Below are 23,311 nucleotides of genomic sequence, written 5' to 3' on the forward strand. Positions count from 1 at the left end.
AAACTCTCCAATAAAGTTAGTTTGTCTAGCATCTAAAAATAAAAATTGACGTTTCACGTTGTTTGTTTCGTTCAGTTTTCAAAGAACTTGTCCGTCGCTCAGAAGCGACTTCATCATATTAACATCTTCATTTTTCGATGTCAACCATGTTTTTTAATTTCTTTTTTGTCGTTTTCTGCGTTTCCGCATCAGCGACGTTTATTAATATACCATCATGATTTTGAAATAACAAGTGCTTTTTATAAAAAACACAAAAAAAATTCCCTTTCCCTACTTTCTTCTATAGAAAGGACCATTATCCTTTCTACTTAAAACAATTATTTTGATTGTATACAAGTTACTATACACTACCATCACCCAAGCGGTATTTCACAATAAGTTCCTGACTTTTAATCCTCTTCCTTTTAAACTTCGTAATAACCACGACTCTACTTAAGATGGAAAAGTACACATTTAAACGTAAAGTAACAAAATAAGTTAGTTATAAGAAACGAAACAACTATCCTAAAGCAAAACTTTAATTAGTGCTTTTTCTCACCAATCAGGAATCTTCCTTCACAAATAACGAAATCCCTCTCGAAATATTAACTTAAGATTATTGTTAGAATTTTTTTACATTTAATTAATGAAAAATATCCATTTTTTGTTATATAGTAAGGGAGTGCCCAAAAAACTATAAATAAACTAATGGAGGAATTATCTTATGGATAGGTTAACAAAATTTTCATTAAAAAACCGAGCCGCTATCATTATCATGGTTTTTCTCATTTCCATACTCGGCGTTTATTCCGGTTCTAAATTACCTATGGAATTTTTACCAAGCATCGATAACCCCGCAATAACTGTTACAACATTATCTCAAGGGCTAGATGCTGAAACGATGACCAAGGACGTAACTGATCCTCTCGAAAAACAATTTCGTAATTTAGAACATATCGATGGCATCACTTCTTCCACAAACGAAGGATTATCACGCATCGACATCGCATATACATCCAAGGCAAATATGAAAGACGCGGCACGCGAAGTTGAAAAAGCAATTAATACGGTGAAATTGCCTAAAGATGTAACTAAGCCTGTAGTTAGCCAATTAAACACTTCTATGATCCCACTTGCTCAAATTACCATCCAGAAGCAAAATGGATTTTCAAAAGCTGACGAAAAACAAATCGAGGAAGAAATCGTACCACAACTCGAAAGTATTGATGGTGTTGCCAATGTCATGTATTTCGGAAAGTCAACTTCCGAATTATCCATCTTACTTGATCCTAACCAGCTAAAAGATAAAAACGTAACATCAGAGCAAGTATTAAAAGTTTTACAAGGAAAAGAAACTTCCACTCCCGCTGGGGCAATTACGGTTAATAAGGAAGAATACAATCTTCGTGTCATCGGGGATATAAAAAATGTAAATGACATTAAAAATATCAACGTTACACCTCAAGTAAAATTACAAGATGTCGCTCAAGTTGAACTAAAACAACATTACGATACAATCTCGCACATAAACGGTGAAGAAGGAACAGGATTAGTCATCATGAAAGAGCCGAGTAAAAACGCGGTTGCAATTGGAAAAGATATTGATAAAAAGATTAAAGATATAAGCAAGCAATATAAAGATCAGTTTTCTATTAAACTTCTAGCTTCAACTCATGAACAAGTTGAAAATGCTGTTACTAGCATGGGAAAAGAAGTAATCCTTGGGGCAATTGCTGCAACTCTAATTATCTTAATCTTTTTACGCAGCTTCCGAACAACACTCATAGCTGTCGTCAGTATTCCATTATCTATTTTATTAACACTGTTTTTGCTCCACCAATCTAACATTACACTTAATATTCTAACTCTTGGTGGCTTAGCCGTTGCCGTGGGACGTCTCGTCGATGATAGTATCGTTGTAATCGAGAACATTTTCCGTCGTTTACAAAAAGAAACCTTCTCTAAAGATATTATTCTTGATGCAACGAAAGAGGTCGCTGTCGCAATCACCTCTTCCACTTTAACAACAGTCGCAGTTTTTTTACCTATCGGTCTCGTATCAGGAGTAATCGGTAAACTCATGTTACCTATGGTATTAGCAGTTGTATATTCTATTTTATCTTCCTTAATCGTTGCATTAACAGTTGTTCCACTTATGGCTTTTTTACTACTCAAAAAAACAAAGCATCGTAAGCCGAGTTCTTCACCACGATATGTCGCTACATTAAAATGGGCTCTTTCTCATAAATTTATCATTCTACTTACTTCTTTTTTATTATTCGCAGGATCAATCGCTGCCTACATACTACTACCGAAAGCGAATATAAAGTCTGAAGATGATACAATGCTATCCGTCAACATGACATTTCCAACCGATTATGAGTCTGAAGCTAAAAAACAAAAAGCCTTTGATTTCGAAAAGAAACTACTCTCTAATCCTGATGTAACAGATGTTATTTTACGAATGGGATCCAGCGCAGAAGATGCACAATGGGGACAGACAACTAAAAACAATCTTGCAACTATATTTGTAGTCTTTAAAAAAGGATCTGACATCGACCAATATATTAAAGAGTTAAAAAAAGAACATACAGCTTTCGAACCAGCTGAACTTGATTATATAAAAACGAGTTACTCTGACGCTGGCGGCGGAAACAACTTACAATTTAACGTAACAGCTACTAACGAAACAAATTTAAAAAAGGCCGCTAACATCGTCGAAACAAAACTAAAAAGCATGGACTCTCTCTCTAAGGTAAAAACAAATATAGAAGCATCTAAAAAAGAATGGCAAATTCATATCGATCAAACAAAGGCTGAGCAACTAGGTTTAACACCAGAATTAGCAGCACAACAAGTAGCATTCCTTATGAAGAAATCACCTATCGGGGAAATCTCAATTAATAATGAAAAAGCAACGATTATGATAGAACACAAGAAGGAAGCCATTAACAAGCAAACAGATATTCTAAACACAAACATACTATCACCTATTAATGGGCCAATCCCTTTAAAAGACGTTGCAACTATTTCAGAAAAACAACTTCAAACGGAAATCTTCCATAAAGATGGGAAAGAAACGATTCAAATTACTGCAGAAGCTTCAAGTGAAGATTTAAGCAAAGTAAGCGCAGAAGTAAACAAGACGATAACCGACTTAGATTTACCTAACGGAGCAAAAGTAAATATCGCAGGTGCTACTGAATCTATGCAAGAGAACTTCACAGACTTATTTAAAATTATGGGGATTGCAATTGGGATTGTATATTTAATTATGGTTATCACATTCGGGCAAGCACGTGCTCCTTTTGCAATTTTATTCTCTTTACCATTAGCTGCTGTCGGCGGTATTTTAGGATTAATTATTTCAAGAACACCTGTTGATGTAAATTCATTGATTGGCGCATTAATGTTAATCGGGATTGTCGTTACAAATGCTATTGTATTAATAGAAAGAGTTCAACAAAATCGGGAAAACGGTATGGAAACAAGAGAAGCTTTACTAGAAGCTGGTTCCACTCGATTACGCCCAATTATTATGACAGCTATAACAACAATCGTCGCTATGCTACCACTTCTCTTCGGGCAATCTCAAGCAGGAAGTATGGTATCAAAAAGTCTAGCCGTCGTTGTAATTGGTGGCTTAGCTGTTTCAACCGTCCTTACACTAGTCGTTGTTCCTGTTATGTATGAACTATTAGATAAAATCGGGAGAAAAAGACGCTCCCGCAGAAAAATAAATACTTCTACAGAAACACCTGATATTTAAACCCAAAAGGCGTTATCTTCAATTATGAGGATAACGCCTTTTGACCCTCTACCTACCGATATAATCCAGCACTTTTTCGCATACTCAATTAAAATTCAACAATCGTATAATGCGTCCCTTCAATATTAAAATATAAAAAGAACCCTCTGTTTATAAACAGAGAGCTCTTTTTTGTAACCTATGCCGCTTTTACCTTCTTCGTCGTTTTACGACTTTTTTTCGTTCCTGTAAAACGCTTGTGTAATACAGATGCTACAAAACGTGAAATGATATTGAATAGTAATACCATAATAATTAATACAGCTGCAGATTTTGTCGCAATTAACTTCGCATCTGGGATAATCCCTTCCGAATTTAACTTCCAAATGTGAACCGCTAACGTTTCAGCTGGTCTAAATGGATTTAAAGGATGCGCCGGACTTGAGAAGTCCGCTGCTGAATTTAAAATCGGAGATGTTAAACCAGCTGTGTAAATTAATGCTGCAGCTTCACCGAATATACGCCCCGCCGCTAAAATAATCCCTGTAATAATTTGTGGTAGTGAAGACGGAATAATAATACGGACAATTGTTTGCCATTTTGTTGCACCTAATCCAAGACTCGCCTCTTTTACATTATGAGGAACTTCAGAAATCGCATTTTCACAAACACGTGTTAAACCAGGCAAATTCAAAATAGTTAAAGCAAGAGCACCACCCATTACTGTGTATCCCCAGCCTGTCATTGTAACGAACACTAACAAACCGAATAAACCAACAACAATAGAAGGTAACGACGCCATTGTCTCAATACATAATCGAACAAAACTTAAAAAACGGCCTTGTTTTGCATACTCCGCTAAATATATTCCAGCCCCTAATCCAAGAGGAATAGATATAATAAGTGTTATAACAAGCATGTAGAAGGAATTGAATAACTGCGGACCAATACCACCACCAGCTCTTGTATTACTTGGTTCTCCAAACAAGAAATTAGGATCCCAAAATCCCCATCCCTTTTGCAGAATTTCAAACACTAAGAACACTAGCAAAGCTACAACTAAAGCTGCAACCGCATAAAAGATACCCGTCCAAACTTTATTTACCGTTCTTGCATTCATTATTATCGCTCACCTCTTTGACCAATCGCTCGAATTACTAAAATAAACAGGAATGAAATAACAAGCAGAATCATCGCTAATGTCCATAGCGCATTGTTCCAAGCTGTTCCGTTCAATGTATTCGTCATATCCATTGTTAGAATACCCGTTAACGTTGCTGTTGGACTATATATTCCTTCCGGTAATTTAATCGTGTTCCCGATTACCATTTGAACCGCTAACGCTTCACCAAAAGCACGCGCTAACCCTAAAACAATACCTGTTAAAATCCCTTGTTTTGCAGCAGGAACAATAACTCGGCTAATCGCTTGCCATTTCGTCGATCCTAGACCGTAAGAAGCTTCCAAGTAATCAAACGGAACAGAACGTATTGCATCAGAGGCGATACTAGCAATAGTAGGTAAAATCATAATACTTAGGACGATAATACCAGCAATTAAACTAAAGCCCACTCCCCCAAACGAATCACGTAATAAAGGAATTAAAATCGTAACCCCTAATAATCCGTACACAACTGACGGAATACCAACTAATAATTCTAAAACAGGCTTTAATACTTTATTCCCAAACTTTGGCGAAATTAAATTCATGAATATAGCAAGAGCTATAGCAATTGGCGCACTAATAACAACAGCACCTAACGACACAAGCGTCGAACCAACAATAAAGATGACAGCACCATACGTACCTTGATCAGCATTTGGATTCCATTTTGTCGAAGTTAACACCTCAGATAATGAGATACCACTTTGCGTGAAAGATTGAATTCCTTTGCCGCAAATAAACGCAATAATAGCTAATGTAACAAAAACAATAAAGATACCACAAAACGTAACGAGTGTTCTTCCTATATATTCACTCTTTACGTAATTAATTTGTTTTTTCCCCTTCATCACAGGACAGACCCCACTTCATAGATTGAAATGAACAGGACTGGCCTTGCAGCCAGCCCCATAAAATTTTATTACTTATTTAATTTAGACATCGGAATGTAACCCATATCTTCTACTTGTTTTTCGAAATCTTTACCTTTTACATAGTCAATGTATGCTTTTGTCGCTTCTTTTGCCTCACCTTTAGTTACCATGTACTCGTAAGACCAGAATGGATATTTACCAGCAGAGATGTTTTCAACTTTCGGTTCAGCACCATCAATTTTCACAGTTTGCAATGCACCTTTTTTATCGCCAACCATGTAAGACATTGCTAAATAGCTGATTGAACCTGGAGTAGAGTTAATCGCTTGCTCTACTGCACCATTAGAATCTTGTGTAGTACCAGTTCCATCATTAATTTTCGCATCTTTCATAACTGTTTTTTCAAATGTAGCACGTGTACCAGATGAAGCTGGACGATTAATTACGTTGATTTTTTCATCTTTCCCGCCTAACTCTTTCCAGTTCGTTACTTTTCCAGTGAAGATATCTTGCACTTGTTTTACTGTTAAGTTATCAACTTTTACATCTTTATTTACGACAAGTGCGAATGCGATACCCGCTACCTTGTTATCTACTAATTCTTTCGCTTTTTCAGCATCTTTTATTTTATCTGAAGCCGGAACATCCGAATTACCAATTTGTACTGCACCAGACGCTACTTGGTTAATCCCTGTTCCACTACCGCCACCTTGAACTTGAATAGAAACTTTTGAATTTTTCTCCATGAATTTCTTTCCAGCTTCCTCCGCAAGAGGTTGAAGAGCTGTAGAGCCAGCCGCTGCAATCGTACCTGATAATTCTTGTTTTGCATTATCGTTTCCTTTAGCAGCTTCCTTATTATCCGTACTTTCTGCTTTTCCACATCCAACTAATGCACCTGCAACAACTAAAGCCGCTAAAGAAAATTTAATACCCTTTTTCATAACCATGTCTTGTACCCCCATTTGGATTATCACTTTTCGAATTCATCTTCTTTCGAACACAAATTCATTGTAGGACAACAATATTATGTGAGTGTTAAGCAATTTTTAAGTTTAAGTAAATAGAGATAACATCCCGCAAAAGCTAGACATTCCAACATTTACAGTTAAAAAAGCCAACAAAACCCACACTAACCACGCAGTATTGTAAATTTATTCTTAACAATGTAAAGCCAATGTAAATATTTTTCTTTATTTTGCCCTTTAAGTTAAAAATATATTTACAATCCCCCTATATTTTTTAACTTTTACGCTCTTACCTTATTTACATTAAGAAGAATTTCAGTAATATTTTTCGGTACAATCAAATAAATTGGAACAATTCTAAAAATAAATGAATATTTTTAAAGTACTAATTGACAGCATCATCCAATGTAGTCTACTATATTAGTAGCAAAAAGTTTACCTAGGGAAACTTTTTAAACTTAAACTAAAAATATAGAGGTGAGGTAACTTTTATGGTATCGGCTAATACAAAACCACTTTCCGAATTTACAACAGGAGAGTTTGTACAAATTGAGAAGATACAATTAGAAGGAACTATGAAACGACGTTTATTAGATTTAGGCTTTATTCCTGGGGCAACGATTAAAGTGTTACAACGCAGTCCACTTGGAGACCCGGTCGCTTATCAAGTAAGCAACACAACTATTGCACTGCGTAGTGAAGAAAGTTCCCTTATTTTCGGGGTATTAATAGGAGATGATTTCAGATGAGTAACCATCGCATTGCTTTAGCTGGTAACCCGAATACCGGGAAAAGTACATTATTTAATACTTTAACAGGCTTAAAACAACATACTGGAAACTGGACGGGGAAAACTGTTTTAAAAGCTGAAGGGGAATATGAGCATAACGGAAATATATATACAATAATAGATTTACCTGGAACTTACTCACTGTATTCAAATTCAGCAGATGAAGAAGTCGCACGAGATTATATTATATTTGAAAAGCCAGAAGTAACTGTGGTTGTTATAGATGCAACTGCAATGGAAAGAAATTTAAATTTAGCACTCCAAGTGATGGAAATGACAAACGATGTAGTCATTTGTATTAACTTAATTGATGAAGCAGAGAAAAAGGGAATCGTTATTGATGAAAAAAAATTAGCAAAATCACTTGGTGTACCGGTAGTTAAAATTTCAGCACGAAACCGAGTTGGTATCGGACATTTACTAAGTGTCATTACTAAAGTAGCAACAAAAAGGCTCATTCCTACACCAATTAAAATTACTTATAATGAAAAAATTGAAAATATGATTCAAGAATTAGAACCACAAATTTATAAAGTGTTCGGTGATACGTATCCAGCACGTTGGATTGCGCTACGTATTTTAGATGGAGATAAAAATTTCTTAACTACACTTCAAAAACATCATAACGAACCGCTTGTAAGGGAGGTCGTAATAAATGGAATCTCACTCAGCCAGTAAAGCTCTTCCATTAGACTATATTATCCAACATGCACAAACACTCTCAAAAGAAGATATACGAGATGATATTGTCGGAGATATTTATCGAACATCTGCAAATATATGTAAAGAATCTGTTCAATATACAAATACTGATAAATTATATCGTTCCGAAAAACTAGATAAAATTTTCACATCTCCAATCTGGGGATTCCCAATTATGCTCGGTATTTTATCTATCATTTTTTATCTTACAATTGCAGGCGCTAACGTACCATCTGATATGCTTGCTGAGTTCTTCGGCTGGGCAGAAGGATATTTAACATCTTGGTTCCAAGCAATGCATGCACCTGAATGGTTACATGGCATTTTAATACTTGGTTTATTCCGTGGTATCGGAGCTGTTATTAGTGTTATGTTACCACCTATGGCCATTTTCTTCCCTATGTTCGCCCTATTAGAAAACTACGGATATTTACCACGTGTCGCATTTAATATGGACCGCTTATTCAAGCGATCTGGTGCACACGGTAAACAATCTTTAACAATGGCAATGGGATTTGGTTGTAATGCAGCTGCCATTATGTCGACACGTATTATTGAATCACCACGTGAACGTATGCTTGCAATCTTAACAAACAACTTCGTTCCTTGTAACGGTCGCTGGCCTATGTTAATTTTAATGGCTTCACTATTTATGGCTGCTGGTTATACAGGTAGCATGCAAACATTTGTTACTGCAAGTGTCGTAGTTGGAATGGTTGTAATTGGTGTTATTATGACATTAACCGTTTCTTGGGTACTATCAAAAACAGCTTTAAAAGGCGTTCCAACTCACTACACACTTGAGTTACCACCATACCGCAAGCCAAAAATTTGGAATACAATTGTGCGTTCAACGCTCGATAAATCAATATATGTTTTAAAACGAGCTGTAATTGTAGCTGCACCTGCCGCTGTATTAACTTGGATACTTGCTAATATTTTCGTTGGTGACACTAGCTTACTTATGCACTTTGTAAACTTCCTAGATCCATTCGCGAAAATGTTAGGTCTTGACGGTTTTATTCTAGCAGCGTTTATTCTTGGACTACCAGCTAATGAAATTGTTATTCCAATTTTATTAATGTCTTACTTATCAACTGGCGCTTTAACTGAAATAGATGATTTTAATCAAATTAAAAATCTATTCTTAGAACACGGTTGGACTTGGTTAACTGCGTTAAACACAATGTTGTTCTCACTTCTTCATTTCCCATGCGGGACAACACTGGTTAACATATATAAAGAAACAAAAAGTGCAAAATGGACATTCTTATCGTTTGCAATCCCTACTGTTATTGCCATTGTTGTTACATTCCTCTCTACACAATTGGTACATTGGTTAGGGCTTGTATAAAAGCTAAGCATACATAGAAGGTATCCCCCTTCACCATATGCTTAGTGCATAAAAGAAACCTGAAAATCATTCAGGTTTCTTTTTTTCTTTCCACGGCTGCGCTCCATACGTTGTAATTTTTTTATGAATAAAGTATATAGCTCCTGGAAGAACCGCCATCAATATCGCGCAACTAATTCCTAATCCAGTAAACAACTTACATCACCTTATTTCACTCTCTTCGGTAAAGCCGATCCCGAATGTTCAATTATAGGATGAACATGAACAATTACTTCAGCGTTACTAAAATAATTTTCACCTTGATCCCAATTCTTACTTATTTTTTTCCACTCTTTATAATTATGCCGCTTATATACTTCACCAAATCCCAATACATCTACCTTATATTTTTTTTGAACAAGTTTTACTGATTTTTGGATACGTTTCTCCATTTCCTCCGCAATATTTTTCTTTAATCGATTTTCATTCATAATTTGTTTATTATCACTAAAATGCAACTCAGCCAAGGTCCCATCTAGAGATAAATGAATATCAAACTTCGGTTTTGTAGCATTTGCCGTAGACACTTTAATCTTCCGGTGTATCTTATGAATTTCATATGTAATAATCTGGCCCTTTTTACGGATAGTAAAAAAACCTCCAATTTTTTTACCTATTACATAGTTCATTCCTAACGTTTGTTCTCCACTCAGCATTCCAACACACTTATTATCCTTTCCACGAAATAAAGCAGCTCCATCCATCTGAACACCTTGCTTCGTTAAACTTAAAACAGGTAGCGCAAAACTTTGCTTTGAAATCATTTTCTCCTGTACTTCACCAATTCTGGCCGCCTCAATCATTTGAGCATTTTTCGGAGGATGATCAGCTAACATATCAATGTATTTCGCCGGTAAATTTTCAGGCTTTGCACTTTGTTTTAAAATGGCTTCCGCATTTTTCTTCGAAACGAACAAACGAATATTCCTTCTCATTTCATGATCACGAATATATACATCTAACGTATTTTGCAAAACATACGGACCTGAAAGTAATTCTTTAGAAAAAATTATCACTTGTATATGTGGAAAGAATAAGGAACGACTAATTTTTTTAGCAATAATTCGTATTTGCTCAAAAACACTATCAGCTTTTGCACTAACATTAATATAATTTTTACTCTCCCCATCGCCTTGAGTACCTTGTGGCGTTAACTTACTTGGGAGTACCATTTGATATGTACCCTTCATCACCGGATTAGATTTCTTTTCTTTCACAATATCATAAGCCGCCCCTACCACAAATCCCCTTTCTTCGATCTCTTCTAACTCAGAACACCCACTCATCCAACTAGCCAAAACAGCACATATCATAATTTTAAGAAGGTGCTTCATTTTTACCATTCCTTCTTTTTATTTTATATACAATTAAAACTAACAAAGGCGCTAATACAACAAGCCCCATATCAATCCAAGCTAAATAAGTTCCATAATGTGATAAATCGTCTAAATTACCAGGTATCATATTCACCATAAAAATAATAGGGGCACTTACAAAAATGAAAATATGTTTCTTCACTTTCGGAAACATGGCACAAAATAATAAAGACGCGACGTCATAATATATTGCTGTAGTGTTATAGACAGTAATAATCCAAGTAGTAAAAAAGATCGCATCAAACCTTTCTAAAAATCCTCCTCCAATTTCAATTTCTTTCCCTAATTCAATCGTTGGATATGTCAGTCCCCTAGTTGTCATATAGGTAAAAACACTAATACAAGTTATATAAATTAAAATGTACGAAAGCACATTTACCATCACTGCTTTTGCAACTGCCAATGGTGCTTTTTTTGCTGTGTCATTTAACATCACCGCATAAAACAAAGCTACCTCAAATCCAATAAACGTAAAAACAGAGCTTTTAACTCCTACAGCATATTGCCTTACGTCCGTTTGAAAAGCCGGTAGTAAATTATCTATTTCCATTAAGTTCACATTCAATAAAGAAAGCAGTACGATTGCAATAAAAACGATAGGCAAAAATAAAACGTTTAACCTTAATAAAGCCACTCTCGATCCTGCTACTCCATAAACAACAACTAATAGGAAAAAGAAAGACAATAGTTGTACTGGTGTATCATTAAATAAATACGTTTGTGAAATAATTGCAATCATGCGCGATTCATATGCTGTCAAAGCAGCAAACGTTAATACTAAAATGATACTAATCGTGTATGCAACGGGTTTCGTCAAATGTGTACTTGTGTATTGAACAAAGTTTTGTTTTGGGAATAAAATAGCCACCCTCGTTACAAACCATCCTAAAAATGCACATATCAATCCTCCAGCAAGCAAAATAATCCAGCCATCTGAAAATAGAGTTTGCGTAGCGACGTCTCGTGGCATAGATAATGCCCCTATACCAATAATGGCTGAAGATACCGCAAAACCAAGCTCCCGGGATCCAATTTCTTCATCTCCGTATTCAAATGGTTTCAATTACTCTCGCTCCTTTGGATGTAATGTAGAGTCTTTCGTTTGTAAATATTCCGGTCTCTCTTTCAACATTGACTTCGGCAAGCGGACAATCTCTTCTTTCCAATCTTTATAAAACGCAGGAGCAATAGGCGTTGTATACGGTACCCCAACACTCTTTAAATTCGTAATATGAACGGCAAGTGCAATAAGAGCTAAAATAATCCCATACAGCCCAAAAGCAGTCGCGGCTAATACAAAAACGAAAAGTAAAACCCTAAACGTAATCGTAATGCTATACACAGGCAGTGAAAATGTAGCAATTGCTGTAACCGCAATAATAATGACTAAAAACGGATTTACAATCCCCGCACTTACTGCTGCTTCTCCAATTACAAGGCCACCTACAATCCCAATGGTTTGTCCCATCTGTTTCGGTAATCTAATTCCAGCTTCTCTTATTAATTCCATCGTCAATGCCATCATTAATGTTTCAATATAAGCAGGAAACGGTACACCTTCCCTCGCACCTGCAATTGAATAAGCCAATTTAGAAGGAATAAGTCCTTGGTGATATGAAACTAGTGCTACATACATTGCCGGCATTAAAATCGCAATTATACCGGAAATCATTCGCAAAACCCTTAATAACGTACCAATTATCCAGCGCTCATAATGATCTTCTACCGATTGAAAAATATCAACAAATACTAATGGCGCAATAAGTGCAAATGGTGATCCATCTACTAAAATGGCCGCTTTTCCCTTCGCTAATGAGGCCACAATACTATCTGGCCTTTCTGTATTCAAAAACTGCGGAAATGGCGATAAATTATTATCTTGAATTAATTGTTCAATCGTACCTGTTTCCAAAACGACATCTGTCACTATCGATTGAAGACGACGATCTAACTCTTTTACAATGTAAGGATTAATAATATCTTCTATATATACTATGGTCACTTCTTTTTGCGATCTTTCCCCCATAATATAAGATTGAAATCGTAGCTTTGGATCACGTAAACTACGACGAATTAACATTTTATTTACATTAATATCTTCATTTAGTCCAATCCTCGGTCCACGTATTAAATCTTCTGTTACAGGTGGTTCTAGACTTCTTTTCTCCCAAGCCCTACTATTAATAACAATAGCCGTTTGAATATTATCAATTAATATAACTGTGTCTCCTGTTAAAATCGCATTTATAATATCTGGAAATGTTGTTTTCGTACTGACTTCTGCAATAGAAATAAAACGATCTAACAATGTTTGAACAACAGCTGCTTCATTTGGTACTTCTTCATATTGAAGTGTACGAACTACATATTTATAAACATTATCCTTATCTGTTAATCCACATAAAAAAACAACCGCACAACGTGTAAAACTTCCCGCAAGAGCCACTTCTCTAATCGTTAAATCATTAGGTGAACCTAACTCATCCCTGATTTCCTTCATAACTTCAAACAAGGTACTTTTCAACTCTAACAATTTCCCCACCTAACTTCCTTTTTAACAAGTTTTTAGTTAGATTCCGCTAATAGAAGTAAATATATACAAAAAAGAGCTATCTCTTTTCAAAGATAGCTCTAACACGCGAATTACTTTTCTACTATTATATTGTCCGTCTTTATAGATACACTTTTCGTGAGTCCACTCACTACAAACATCACAATAATATTAATTAACAATGCGACTATACCTACATTCAAATCTTTTATATATTGCGGTACCCCTGGAAACATCGTAGCTATAGTAGAACCAGATAAGGTGATATATGCGACAACTAACAGCCCAATTCCCATCCCCGCAATCGCACCTTGTTTCGTAATAATTTGCCGAGGAAACAAACTACATACAAGTGCAGGGAAAAGTTGCGTAACTATACTGTATCCCATTAAAAGAAGAGCCCCTATTGTTTCTCCACCTTTAAAGGTGAACAAAACAGCTACAAGCGTTACTACAGGAACAAATAATTTCGCCACTTTAGCAACTTGTCTATCTGAAGCAGATGGGACCATTGTTCGGTAAATATTTTTTGCTAACAATGTAGAAGCGGCCATGACAAGCATGGAACCTGGAACTAATGCTGTTAAAACTCCAGCACTACCAATAATCCCAATAAACCAAGGGTCAAAGGTTTGAAGAGCCAGACGGAATAACGAAAGATCTACATCCGCTCCCTTTAATCCAGGAACTTGTAATATAGCAGCAAATCCTGCAAAGAATACGAAAAGTAAAACTAAAGAATACAGTGGCATAATTGCCGCGTTTTTCCTAAATACTTTTTCGTTTTTTGCAGAAAAAGCAGAAGCAAATGTATGAGGCCACATATAAAAACCGAGGGCCGTTAATATAATAGTAGAAACAAACCAAGAAATACTCATCCCTTCATCAGGCAAGGACAAAAACCCTGGTTTCGCAGCTTCTACAGCTTCGAACATCGGCTGAAATCCTCCGTAATAATGATACGGTAAATATATACCTAAAAACATAACGATAAACAGTATCATAATATCCTTCAAAGCGGCTGTCCAAGCAGAGCCGTGTATACCTGAAACCATTACATATATAGTTATAACAATAGCACCAATCCATACTGCAATAACAGGTGACACTCTTCCATACGAAGCTTCTGAAACGATAATTCCTAGTCCCTTTAACTGTAAAACAAGATATGGAATAATAGAAATAACACCAACAATTGAAACTATTACCCCAAGCATCTTACTCTTATATTTCTTCGCAAAAAAGTCCGGCTGCGAAACAAGGTTATGTTCTTTTGCATACTTCCAAATCGGTGGCAATAAAAAATACGATAAAATATAAGCTAATGCACCATAACCTAAAATATAAAATGTAGGTGCCCCTTTACTATACGCCCAGCCACTTCCTCCTAAAAATGTGAACGTCGTATAAATTTCGCCTGCCATAAGGAGAAAAACGAAAATAGTTCCAAACCCTCTTCCCCCAACCGACCATTGTTCTAAATTCATATCTTTTCCATGTTGTGCCCGAATCCCTAAAAATAGTGCTAGAAATAAAAATAAAATAATGATAAGTAATGCTATCATCCTATATCCCCCTTATTAGCAGGATCAAATAAGTATACAAGCCCCATACATAGAGACGTAATGAGCACTGATAACAATACCCAGAATAATAAAAATGGCATCCCCAATACGTAAGGAGTGACTGAATTCGCAAATACTGGTCCAACTACTAAACAAAGAACTGGAATAAGCGCTAGCACATGTATTTTCTTCATCTCATTCTCCTTTATTTATAAAATTCATAATGGCTGATACAAAAACTTCCACTCCAATTGGTAATGCGTCTTCGTCAATTGTAAAACGAGGATGGTGATGCGGATATATAATTCCCTTCTCTTCATTTCCTGCCCCTATAAAAAAGAATGTCCCTGGTGCCTTTTGTAAAAATGCTGAAAAATCTTCTCCTGCCATCGTTGGTTGTAAACGCACAACCCGTTCTCTTCCAAAAAGCTGTAATGCCGTACGTTCAATAAGCTCTGTCACTTCATAATCGTTCACAACTGGTCGATATCCATATTCATAAGAAAATGTATACTTAGCACCGTAGGATTCTGTAATATGTTGCACAATCCGTTCAAGCTTCTCCTCTGTTTGTCCTCTTAATTCATGTCTTAAACTTCTCACTGTCCCTTCAATCTCTGCCTGTTCCGGTATAACATTATGAGTTGTCCCAGCGTGAAATTGTGTAACAGATACTACGAGAGAATCTAACGGATTCGTGAGACGAGACACAATTTGCTGAATTTGCGAAACAATTTGTGCACCGATCGCGATACTATCGACTGTTTCGTGCGGAATTCCAGCATGTCCACCTTTTCCCTCTATCGTAATTTTAAAAACATCCGGTGCCGCCATCGCTGGGCCATAAATTACACCTACTTTTCCAACTTCTAATGAAGCCCACAGGTGAGCACCAATAATGTAATCCACACCTTCCATTACTCCCGCTGCGACCATTTCCTCTGCACCACCCGGAAAATTTTCTTCTGCATGTTGAAATAGAAAACGAATTTCCCCTTTAACTTTTTCTCTTTCTTCTACTAACTTATGTACTACACCAAGCAATATCGCCATATGACCATCGTGACCACACGCATGCATCACACCTGGATATGTAGAAATATAATCAAACTTATTTTCTTCATGAATAGGAAGAGCATCCATATCAGCACGAACCGCGATTGTTTTACCAGGCTGTTTACCAATTAGCCTTGCCATTACACTATATTTAGTAGGGCGCGAAACTTCTAAATATGGGATTTTCCGAAGTATGTCGAATACAAATTGAGATGTTTTTTCTTCTTGAAAAGATAACTCTGGATACTTATGAAAGTGCCTTCTCCACTCAATCAACTGATTCTTTAATAAAACAAGTTCCTTTGCGACATCCATTTCTCTTCTCCCCTTCTTCACTAAGTTAACTGTTATTATAACGTGAATAGTTAACTTTTAAAAGAATCTTCTGAATTTTCAATAATAAATACTTAAAAATAAAAAGCCACCCTCAAGATGACTTTTCATTATTACAAAATAGTAATTGCTTGTTTCCCCATTTGCTCCCATGACTTTTCAAACTCTGCTCGCGGAACAGCTTTACGTGGGTTATTCGCAAGAGGATCATTCATATATACGAAATTTTGATCGTATCCAATTACTACTACACTATGCTCATAATATGTAATTTTTACTTCTCCTGAACTTGTATTCCACGTCTCAAAGCTATCTTCTGAAAGTGGTTTAAACGTCGTATTCGCAATTACCCATACAGGTGATCCCGAACTAATTACTTTATATAAATCTTGCACTTCTCTACCTGTTAAATTAATGACTTTTTCAGGAACATACTTTTCTGCTAATGTAAAGATTGGTTGATGATATACACCGTACCCTTGCTCAGATTTCGTATAAATATTCCCGACAAACCCTTCATAAGGATTCCCACGCAAACCGTCTTGTTCAAATGGGACGCGGTAAATTTCACTGGCAAGTTGCATCTTATCTACTTGTACACCTTTATGTTGCAACAACATTGCTAAACTCGTTACTTCACACCCACGAGGTAATTCAGGTAATTGCTTTATAAACGGGACACCTTCAATCATTGCACTTTCTTTCACCTCAGAGAAAAGGTCTAACCGTAATTCGTGTGCCTTTTTCATAATTTTATCTTTCTCGATAAAAAACACGGCAGCAAATATAATACCGAAAATAAAAATATATTTTAACTTTTTCATCATAAACCAAACTCCATTATATCAATTATTTTAAAGTCGTAACTTCTACCATTGTACCTTTCTTCTTACTAGTTTACTAGAAAGATTCTGTGAATTATTATTTACATATACCATTTTTAAAATTCTAATTATTTTTAATAAAAAGAAAAAACAATATACTTTTTCTGAATATTTTGCTAAAATCAAAATTGTTAACATAGTGAATGAATCGCAAGTCTTCCACCATGTTAACAAACATTCTAGGATATTTAGTCATAAGTTAGTTTTTCTTTTACATACTCCATTCATTTCATAACAAAATAAATCGAGTATGTTTTTCATCCCCCACTAATGATTAAAATCCCAGAATGAAATTAAGTTAACACATACAAGAAAAATACGGGGTGAGGGGCATATGAATCAACAAGTAGAACAAACAGATTTAAAACGAACAATGAAAAGTAGACACTTATTCATGATTGCACTTGGTGGAGTCATTGGAACAGGATTATTTATGGGCTCTGGACAAATCGTCCATAATGCCGGACCAGGCGGAGCTATTCTTGCATTTTTAGTCGGTGGTTTCGTTATGTATTTAACGATGTTATGTCTTGGTGAATTATCAGTAGCTATGCCAGAAGCAGGTTCATTCCAAAGTTATGCAAGCAAATTTATTTCACCTGGCTTTGGATTTGTCGTCGGTTGGATGTATTGGTTAAATTGGGCTGTTACAGTTGGAGTAGAGTTAACGACTGTTAGTATTTTAATGAAACGTTGGTTTCCAGACGTTTCTTCGTGGATTTGGTGTGTTATATTTGCAGCAGCACTCTTTCTTGTGAACGCTTTATCAGCGAAAGCATATGCAGAGACTGAGTTTTGGTTCGCTAGCGTAAAGGTTGCAACAATTGTTGTCTTTATTGTACTTGGAGGCGCAGTTATGTTCGGTTTTCTCGACTTTAATGGAAAACCAGCTCCAATGCTTCATAATTTCACTGAAAATGGCGGACTATTTCCAAATGGTGCACTAGCAGTTCTTCTTACAATGATTACAGTAAATTACTCATTCCAAGGAACTGAACTTATTGGTATTGCTTCAGGTGAAAGCGAAAACCCTGAAAAAACGATCCCAAAAGCTATAAAAAACACAATTTGGCGCACTCTATTCTTTTTCGTCTTAGCAATCTCAGTTGTTGTAGGTTTACTCCCATGGCAAGAGGCTAATCTAGTTGAAAGTCCATTTGTACTTGTATTTGATGTAGCTGGTGTTCCATATGCAGCAGACATTATGAACTTTGTTATTATTACAGCTGTATTATCTGTAGCTAACTCTGGTCTATACGCAAATTCTCGTATGCTTTGGGCGATGGCAAAACAAGGCATGGCAAGTCCAGCTTTTACAAAGCTAACTAAAAAAGGTGTACCGCTAAACGCATTAATTTTCAGCCTAATTTTTGCAAGCCTGTCTTTATTAACGAGTGTATTTGCGGCAGATACTGTCTTTTTAGTTCTAACATCTATTGCAGCAATGGCAGCTGTTGTCGTTTGGATGTCGATCGCAGCTTCACAATTTTTCTTCCGTAGAGAATTCGTTAAAAATGGCGGTGACATAAAGGATTTAAAATATCGTACACCACTTTATCCAGTAGTTCCAATCGTAGCTTTTTCACTCAATTTCATTACATTTGTTAGTTTAGCTTTCATTCCAGATCAGAGAATTGCTCTTTTTTGCGGGATTCCATTTATGATTATCTGTTACATTTTATACCAAGTAAAATATAAAAAAGTTGTCACATTTGAACAACAACAAAATATAACTCGGAAAATAAACTAAATATACTAAATATTCAGCTATCTTTCTTATGATAAGATAGCTTTTTTCTATTTATTGGATATCTTGGTATAACTTTATTTAACTTAAAATTTTCACAATCACGTTTTTCTCTGGAAAATAGTTTACAATGTAATCAAGTTACAAATGATATTCACCTTAAAAAGCGTGCATTTGTGTCTATTTTTTAACAATATGACAAAAACTATTGCCTTCTATAAATTAATAGGTTTATATTGTTTTATTGGCATAGTTTCAATCCAAGGAGAAAGGAGATTTTCAATCGTGCAACTAAAGAAAGCGTTTTGGAAGTTGGCTTCACTTCTTCCGTTATCATTACTTCTGTTCCTCGGTGGCTGTGATAAGAAACTCGCAGTATTAAATCCGCAAGGACCTGTTGCAAAAGCACAGTATGATTTAATTGTTTGGTCATTCGTGCTTATGTCATTAATTATCGCAATTGTATTCATCTTGTTTACAGTCATCTTGATTCGTTATCGTGAAAAACCAGAGAATATGGACTATGAGCCACCTGATCAACACGGTAACACATTATTAGAAATTATTTGGACGCTTGTCCCTGTTATTATCGTTATCGCATTATCGATTCCAACAGTAAAAGCAACTTATGCTTCGGAAGAGGTTCCGAAAGAGTCCAAACATATTAAACCAGTTGAAATTTATGTTACATCCGCAAACTGGAAATGGTTATTTAGTTACCCAGAGGAAAAAATTGAAACCGTTAACTATTTAAACATCCCAGCTGGTGTACCTATTCAATTCAAACTGACTTCTGTAGGTCCAATGAATGCTTTCTGGGTTCCAGAACTTGGTGGTATGAAATACACTATGGATGGCATGATCATGGATTTATATTTACAAGCTGATAAACCTGGTTCTTACCTAGGTCGTAGTTCGAACTTCTCTGGTGAAGGATTCACTCATATGGAATTCGAACTTGAAGCAAAAACAAAAGAAAAGTATGACAAGTGGGTAAAAGAAGTACAACAAACTGCTCCTAAACTAACAGAAGATAAGTACAACGAAATTGTTAAACCTGGTGTAGTTGGTCGTATGACATTCTCTAGTCATCACTTAAGTTATGTAGATCCAAAATCACTTGAATATTGTGATTACAACTACTACAAAAACAAAAAATAATAGCTATTATTCCAACAGATTGGAGTGAACACAGTGAAGCTTGATGAATTTTTTGTCACAGGTGACCCAATTATTTACGGTGCTGACGCATCTATCGTTCTTGTGACATTAGCGATTCTTTTCGTACTAACAAAGTACAAAAAATGGAGATGGCTTTGGGATGAATGGTTAACAACTGTTGACCATAAAAAAATAGGGACCATGTACATTATCTCTGCCGTTATAATGTTATTCCGTGGTGGTATGGATGGTTTAATGATTCGTGCCCAATTAACATTCCCAGATACAACATATTTAAACGCTGAACACTATAACGGAATCTTTACAACACATGGTACAGTTATGATTCTTTTCATGGCAATGCCATTCGTTCTAGGATTAATGAACGTCGTTGTACCATTACAAATTGGTGCTCGTGACGTTGCATATCCGTTCTTAAATGCTTTAAGTTTCTGGTTATTCTTTATCGGAGCAATGTTATTCAACATCGCTTTCGTTATCGGTGGTTCACCAGACGCTGGGTGGACTTCTTACTTCCCAATGGCGGGTACAGAGTTTACTCCTGGTGTAGGAAATAACTTCTACGCAATTGCATTACAGATTTCAGGTATCGGTACGCTAATGACAGGTATTAACTTCCTTGTTACGATTTTAAAAATGCGTACACCTGGCATGAAATTAATGAAAATGCCAATGTTTACATGGTCTATTTTAATTACATGTGTAATCATTATTTTCGCTTTCCCAGTATTAACAGTAGCTCTTGCATTAATGACATTTGACCGTCTATTTGATGCTCACTTCTTTACGATGGCGAGCGGCGGTATGCCAATGCTCTGGGCCAACCTATTCTGGGTATGGGGTCACCCTGAAGTATATATCGTTATTTTACCGGCATTCGGTATTTTCTCTGAAATCATTAGTACATTCTCACGTAAACGTCTATTCGGTTACAGTGCGATGGTGTACTCAATGGTCGCAATTTCTTTACTAAGTTTCGTCGTATGGCTTCACCACTTCTTCACAATGGGTGCAGGTCCAGCGGTTAACTCGTTCTTCTCGATTTCGACAATGGCGATTTCGATTCCAACCGGGGTTAAGATCTTTAACTGGTTGTTTACGCTGTATAAAGGACGTATTCGTTTTACAGTTCCAATGCTTTGGTCATTGGCATTTATTCCAAACTTCGTAGTTGGTGGAGTTACAGGGGTTATGCTTGGAATGGCAGCAGCTGATTATCAGTACCATAACAGCTACTTCCTAGTTGCTCACTTCCACTACGTATTAATTGCAGGTACAGTATTTGCTATGCTTGCTGGATTTACATTCTGGTATCCAAAAATGACAGGTCATATGCTAAATGAACGCCTAGGTAAATGGACATTCTGGATCTTTATGAGCGGATTTAACATCTGTTTCTTCCCAATGTACTTCTTAGGTTTAGACGGTATGACTCGTCGTATGTACACTTACTCTGAAAGTCTTGGATGGGGTTGGTTAAACCAAATCGCATCTGTCGGCGCAGTAATGATGGGTATCGGATTCGTACTTCTTTGTTACAACGTAATTTGGAGTGCACGTCACGGTGAACGTGACGTTACTGGAGATCCATGGGATGGTCGTACACTTGAATGGGCTACTCAATCTCCTGTACAACATTACAACTTCGCGAAACTTCCTGAAATTAAAGAAGCTGATGCTTTCTGGTATATGAAACAACGCGGAGAAACAGTTACACCAGCTGCAGAAGAATTAAAACCAATTCACATGCCAAGTAACTCTGGTGTGCCTATTATTGCGTCTGCATTCTTCGGTCTTGCAGGTTTTGCATTAGTATTTAGCTGGTTCTGGCTTGCAGCAATCGGCGGCGTTGGTATTTTAGCTTGCTTAATCTATCGTTCATTCGATTACGATGACGGTTACTACGTAAGTGTTGATGAAATCAAAAAAACAGAACATGTAGCATGAGAGGTGAAATGATATGGCGGCTTTAGATAAAAGCTTACCTTTGGAATATCAATCCGAGCAAAGCAGATTGAACATCCTAGGATTCTGGATTTTTCTTGGGGCTGAAATTATGCTGTTCGCAACACTTTTCGCCTCTTATCTAGTACTTGCTGGTCGTACGGCAGATGGCCCAACACCAGCACAACTGTTTGAAGTTAAAACACTTTTAATTCAAACACTACTACTTTTAACAAGTAGTTTCACATGTGGTATCGCAATTCATGAAATGCGTAAACACAACCAAAAAGCAATGCTTGGATGGTTCATCTTTACATTACTTTTAGGTGCAGGCTTCCTATTCTTTGAAATTGAAGAGTTCATTATGTACGTTGGTGAAGGCGCAACAATTCAAACAAGTGCTTTCTTATCTGGATTCTTCGTTCTTCTTGGAACGCACGGAGCCCACGTAACAGGTGGTATCATTTGGGCAACTTGTGTTATCATCCAAATTTTAAAACGAGGTTTAACACCAGTTACAGCTCGTAAAGTATTCATTATCAGCTTATACTGGCATTTCCTTGATCTTGTTTGGGTCTTTATTTACACACTAGTTTACTTGAACGGGATGGTGGCGTAAATGGCTCAAAATAACAATCAAGCAAACGGGCATGCGCATAGCGGATTCCCATGGTCACACGTTTTCGGATTTATTTTATCGCTTGCACTAACGTTTCTAGCGTTATACGTGGCACTTTACACAAGCCTGCCTCTTTCAACGATATTAACAACTATCATCATAATGGCAGTTGCGCAAGCATTATTACAATTAATTATGTTCATGCACTTAAAAGAAGGAGAAGGAAGAGTTCAAATTCTTACAATGATATACAGTTTCTTCGTTGCAACAGCAACAGTTGGTCTTACTGTATGGATTTTCTTCTCAATGTAATTTGCATGAAAAAGACTGCTGAGGAATCTCAGCAGTCTTTTTTTATTATCTCCCCTATTGCATCCACATTACGGAATTAACAACAGAATCATGAAAAATATACTTATTATGACAAATGTTAAGAA

At 36.3% G+C, this 23,311-nt stretch carries 20 protein-coding genes; 9 read left to right on the forward strand and 11 right to left on the reverse strand.

Translation table 11 applies throughout. From position 1 onward, the window contains the following. The first annotated feature begins 703 nt into the window (after positions 1-703). On the forward strand, positions 704-3,748 hold the full coding sequence (locus MR109_RS17945; protein WP_242273370.1) for an efflux RND transporter permease subunit: 3,045 nt from the start codon (positions 704-706) through the stop codon (positions 3,746-3,748). A 178-nt stretch (positions 3,749-3,926) separates the two neighbouring features. On the opposite strand, the gene pstA is transcribed toward MR109_RS17945, so the two are convergent. The 3 genes from pstA to MR109_RS17960 all read right to left on the reverse strand — a co-directional run bounded on the left by pstA (position 3,927) and on the right by MR109_RS17960 (position 6,714). Beyond that, positions 3,927-4,847 carry a phosphate ABC transporter permease PstA gene (gene pstA, locus MR109_RS17950; RefSeq protein ID WP_098791210.1) on the reverse strand — a complete coding sequence of 307 codons (921 nt, stop codon included), beginning with the start codon at positions 4,845-4,847 and terminating at the stop codon, positions 3,927-3,929. Between the two features lie 2 nt (positions 4,848-4,849). Then, the gene (gene pstC, locus MR109_RS17955) at positions 4,850-5,740 is read right to left on the reverse strand and encodes a phosphate ABC transporter permease subunit PstC (RefSeq protein ID WP_025149865.1); all 891 of its coding nucleotides are present in this window, start codon (positions 5,738-5,740) and stop codon (positions 4,850-4,852) included. A 71-nt stretch (positions 5,741-5,811) separates the two neighbouring features. After that, the gene (locus tag MR109_RS17960; RefSeq protein ID WP_025149864.1) at positions 5,812-6,714 is read right to left on the reverse strand and encodes a phosphate ABC transporter substrate-binding protein PstS family protein; all 903 of its coding nucleotides are present in this window, start codon (positions 6,712-6,714) and stop codon (positions 5,812-5,814) included. Between the two features lie 509 nt (positions 6,715-7,223). On the opposite strand from MR109_RS17960, the gene MR109_RS17965 reads away from it, so the two are divergent. From MR109_RS17965 to MR109_RS17975, 3 genes are read left to right on the forward strand one after another with little or no spacing between them, the layout of a single operon-like run. Continuing rightward, positions 7,224-7,481, forward strand: coding sequence for a FeoA family protein (locus MR109_RS17965; protein ID WP_002174927.1), 258 nt, complete (start codon positions 7,224-7,226; stop codon positions 7,479-7,481). Next, entirely contained in the window at positions 7,478-8,200 is a 723-nt protein-coding gene (locus MR109_RS17970) for a FeoB small GTPase domain-containing protein (RefSeq protein WP_025149862.1), read from the forward strand. Before MR109_RS17965 ends, MR109_RS17970 begins: the two co-directional genes overlap by 4 nt. Beyond that, positions 8,178-9,578 (forward strand): nucleoside recognition domain-containing protein, encoded by a 1,401-nt coding sequence (locus tag MR109_RS17975; protein ID WP_048370831.1) that lies wholly within the window; start codon positions 8,178-8,180, stop codon positions 9,576-9,578. Before MR109_RS17970 ends, MR109_RS17975 begins: the two co-directional genes overlap by 23 nt. A 66-nt stretch (positions 9,579-9,644) precedes the next feature. Here the strand turns inward: MR109_RS17975 and MR109_RS30075 are convergent, their stop codons facing one another. The 8 genes from MR109_RS30075 to MR109_RS18010 all read right to left on the reverse strand — a co-directional run bounded on the left by MR109_RS30075 (position 9,645) and on the right by MR109_RS18010 (position 17,322). Further along, positions 9,645-9,773, reverse strand: coding sequence for a hypothetical protein (locus tag MR109_RS30075; RefSeq protein WP_082147787.1), 129 nt, complete (start codon positions 9,771-9,773; stop codon positions 9,645-9,647). An 11-nt stretch (positions 9,774-9,784) separates the two neighbouring features. Further along, a complete protein-coding gene (locus tag MR109_RS17980; RefSeq protein WP_242273373.1) occupies positions 9,785-10,951 on the reverse strand; it encodes a Ger(x)C family spore germination protein in 1,167 nt (388 codons plus the stop codon). Next, a complete protein-coding gene (locus tag MR109_RS17985; RefSeq protein WP_242273376.1) occupies positions 10,935-12,056 on the reverse strand; it encodes an endospore germination permease in 1,122 nt (373 codons plus the stop codon). Before MR109_RS17985 ends, MR109_RS17980 begins: the two co-directional genes overlap by 17 nt. Then, positions 12,057-13,535: a spore germination protein gene (locus tag MR109_RS17990; RefSeq protein WP_156185354.1), complete on the reverse strand. Its 1,479-nt coding sequence runs from the start codon at positions 13,533-13,535 to the stop codon at positions 12,057-12,059. It lies immediately after the preceding gene. A 101-nt stretch (positions 13,536-13,636) separates the two neighbouring features. Further along, complete coding sequence (locus MR109_RS17995) at positions 13,637-15,109, reverse strand: sodium:solute symporter family protein (protein WP_048370826.1); 1,473 nt, start codon at positions 15,107-15,109, stop codon at positions 13,637-13,639. Further along, a complete protein-coding gene (locus tag MR109_RS18000) occupies positions 15,106-15,303 on the reverse strand; it encodes a DUF3311 domain-containing protein (protein ID WP_002174920.1) in 198 nt (65 codons plus the stop codon). The genes MR109_RS17995 and MR109_RS18000 overlap by 4 nt, the downstream gene beginning before the upstream one ends. A 1-nt stretch (position 15,304) precedes the next feature. After that, positions 15,305-16,480, reverse strand: coding sequence for a M20 family metallopeptidase (locus MR109_RS18005; protein ID WP_071717606.1), 1,176 nt, complete (start codon positions 16,478-16,480; stop codon positions 15,305-15,307). 131 nt (positions 16,481-16,611) lie between these two features. Next, entirely contained in the window at positions 16,612-17,322 is a 711-nt protein-coding gene (locus MR109_RS18010; protein WP_071717616.1) for a C39 family peptidase, read from the reverse strand. A gap of 394 nt (positions 17,323-17,716) precedes the next feature. On the opposite strand from MR109_RS18010, the gene MR109_RS18015 reads away from it, so the two are divergent. The 5 genes from MR109_RS18015 (at position 17,717) to qoxD (ending at position 23,186) form a co-directional block, all read left to right on the forward strand. After that, on the forward strand, positions 17,717-19,132 hold the full coding sequence (locus MR109_RS18015) for an amino acid permease (RefSeq protein ID WP_048370822.1): 1,416 nt from the start codon (positions 17,717-17,719) through the stop codon (positions 19,130-19,132). Between the two features lie 282 nt (positions 19,133-19,414). Continuing rightward, positions 19,415-20,290: a cytochrome aa3 quinol oxidase subunit II gene (locus tag MR109_RS18020; RefSeq protein ID WP_071717605.1), complete on the forward strand. Its 876-nt coding sequence runs from the start codon at positions 19,415-19,417 to the stop codon at positions 20,288-20,290. Between the two features lie 33 nt (positions 20,291-20,323). Next, positions 20,324-22,258 carry a cytochrome aa3 quinol oxidase subunit I gene (gene qoxB / locus MR109_RS18025; protein ID WP_002174915.1) on the forward strand — a complete coding sequence of 645 codons (1,935 nt, stop codon included), beginning with the start codon at positions 20,324-20,326 and terminating at the stop codon, positions 22,256-22,258. Between the two features lie 13 nt (positions 22,259-22,271). After that, the gene (gene qoxC / locus MR109_RS18030) at positions 22,272-22,874 is read left to right on the forward strand and encodes a cytochrome aa3 quinol oxidase subunit III (RefSeq protein ID WP_002174913.1); all 603 of its coding nucleotides are present in this window, start codon (positions 22,272-22,274) and stop codon (positions 22,872-22,874) included. After that, a complete protein-coding gene (gene qoxD, locus MR109_RS18035) occupies positions 22,875-23,186 on the forward strand; it encodes a cytochrome aa3 quinol oxidase subunit IV (protein ID WP_002174911.1) in 312 nt (103 codons plus the stop codon). It begins immediately after the preceding gene. The last annotated feature ends 125 nt before the right edge of the window (positions 23,187-23,311 follow it).

This window comes from Bacillus cereus group sp. BfR-BA-01310 (assembly GCF_022664325.1).
Lineage (GTDB): Bacteria > Bacillota > Bacilli > Bacillales > Bacillaceae_G > Bacillus_A > Bacillus_A paramycoides.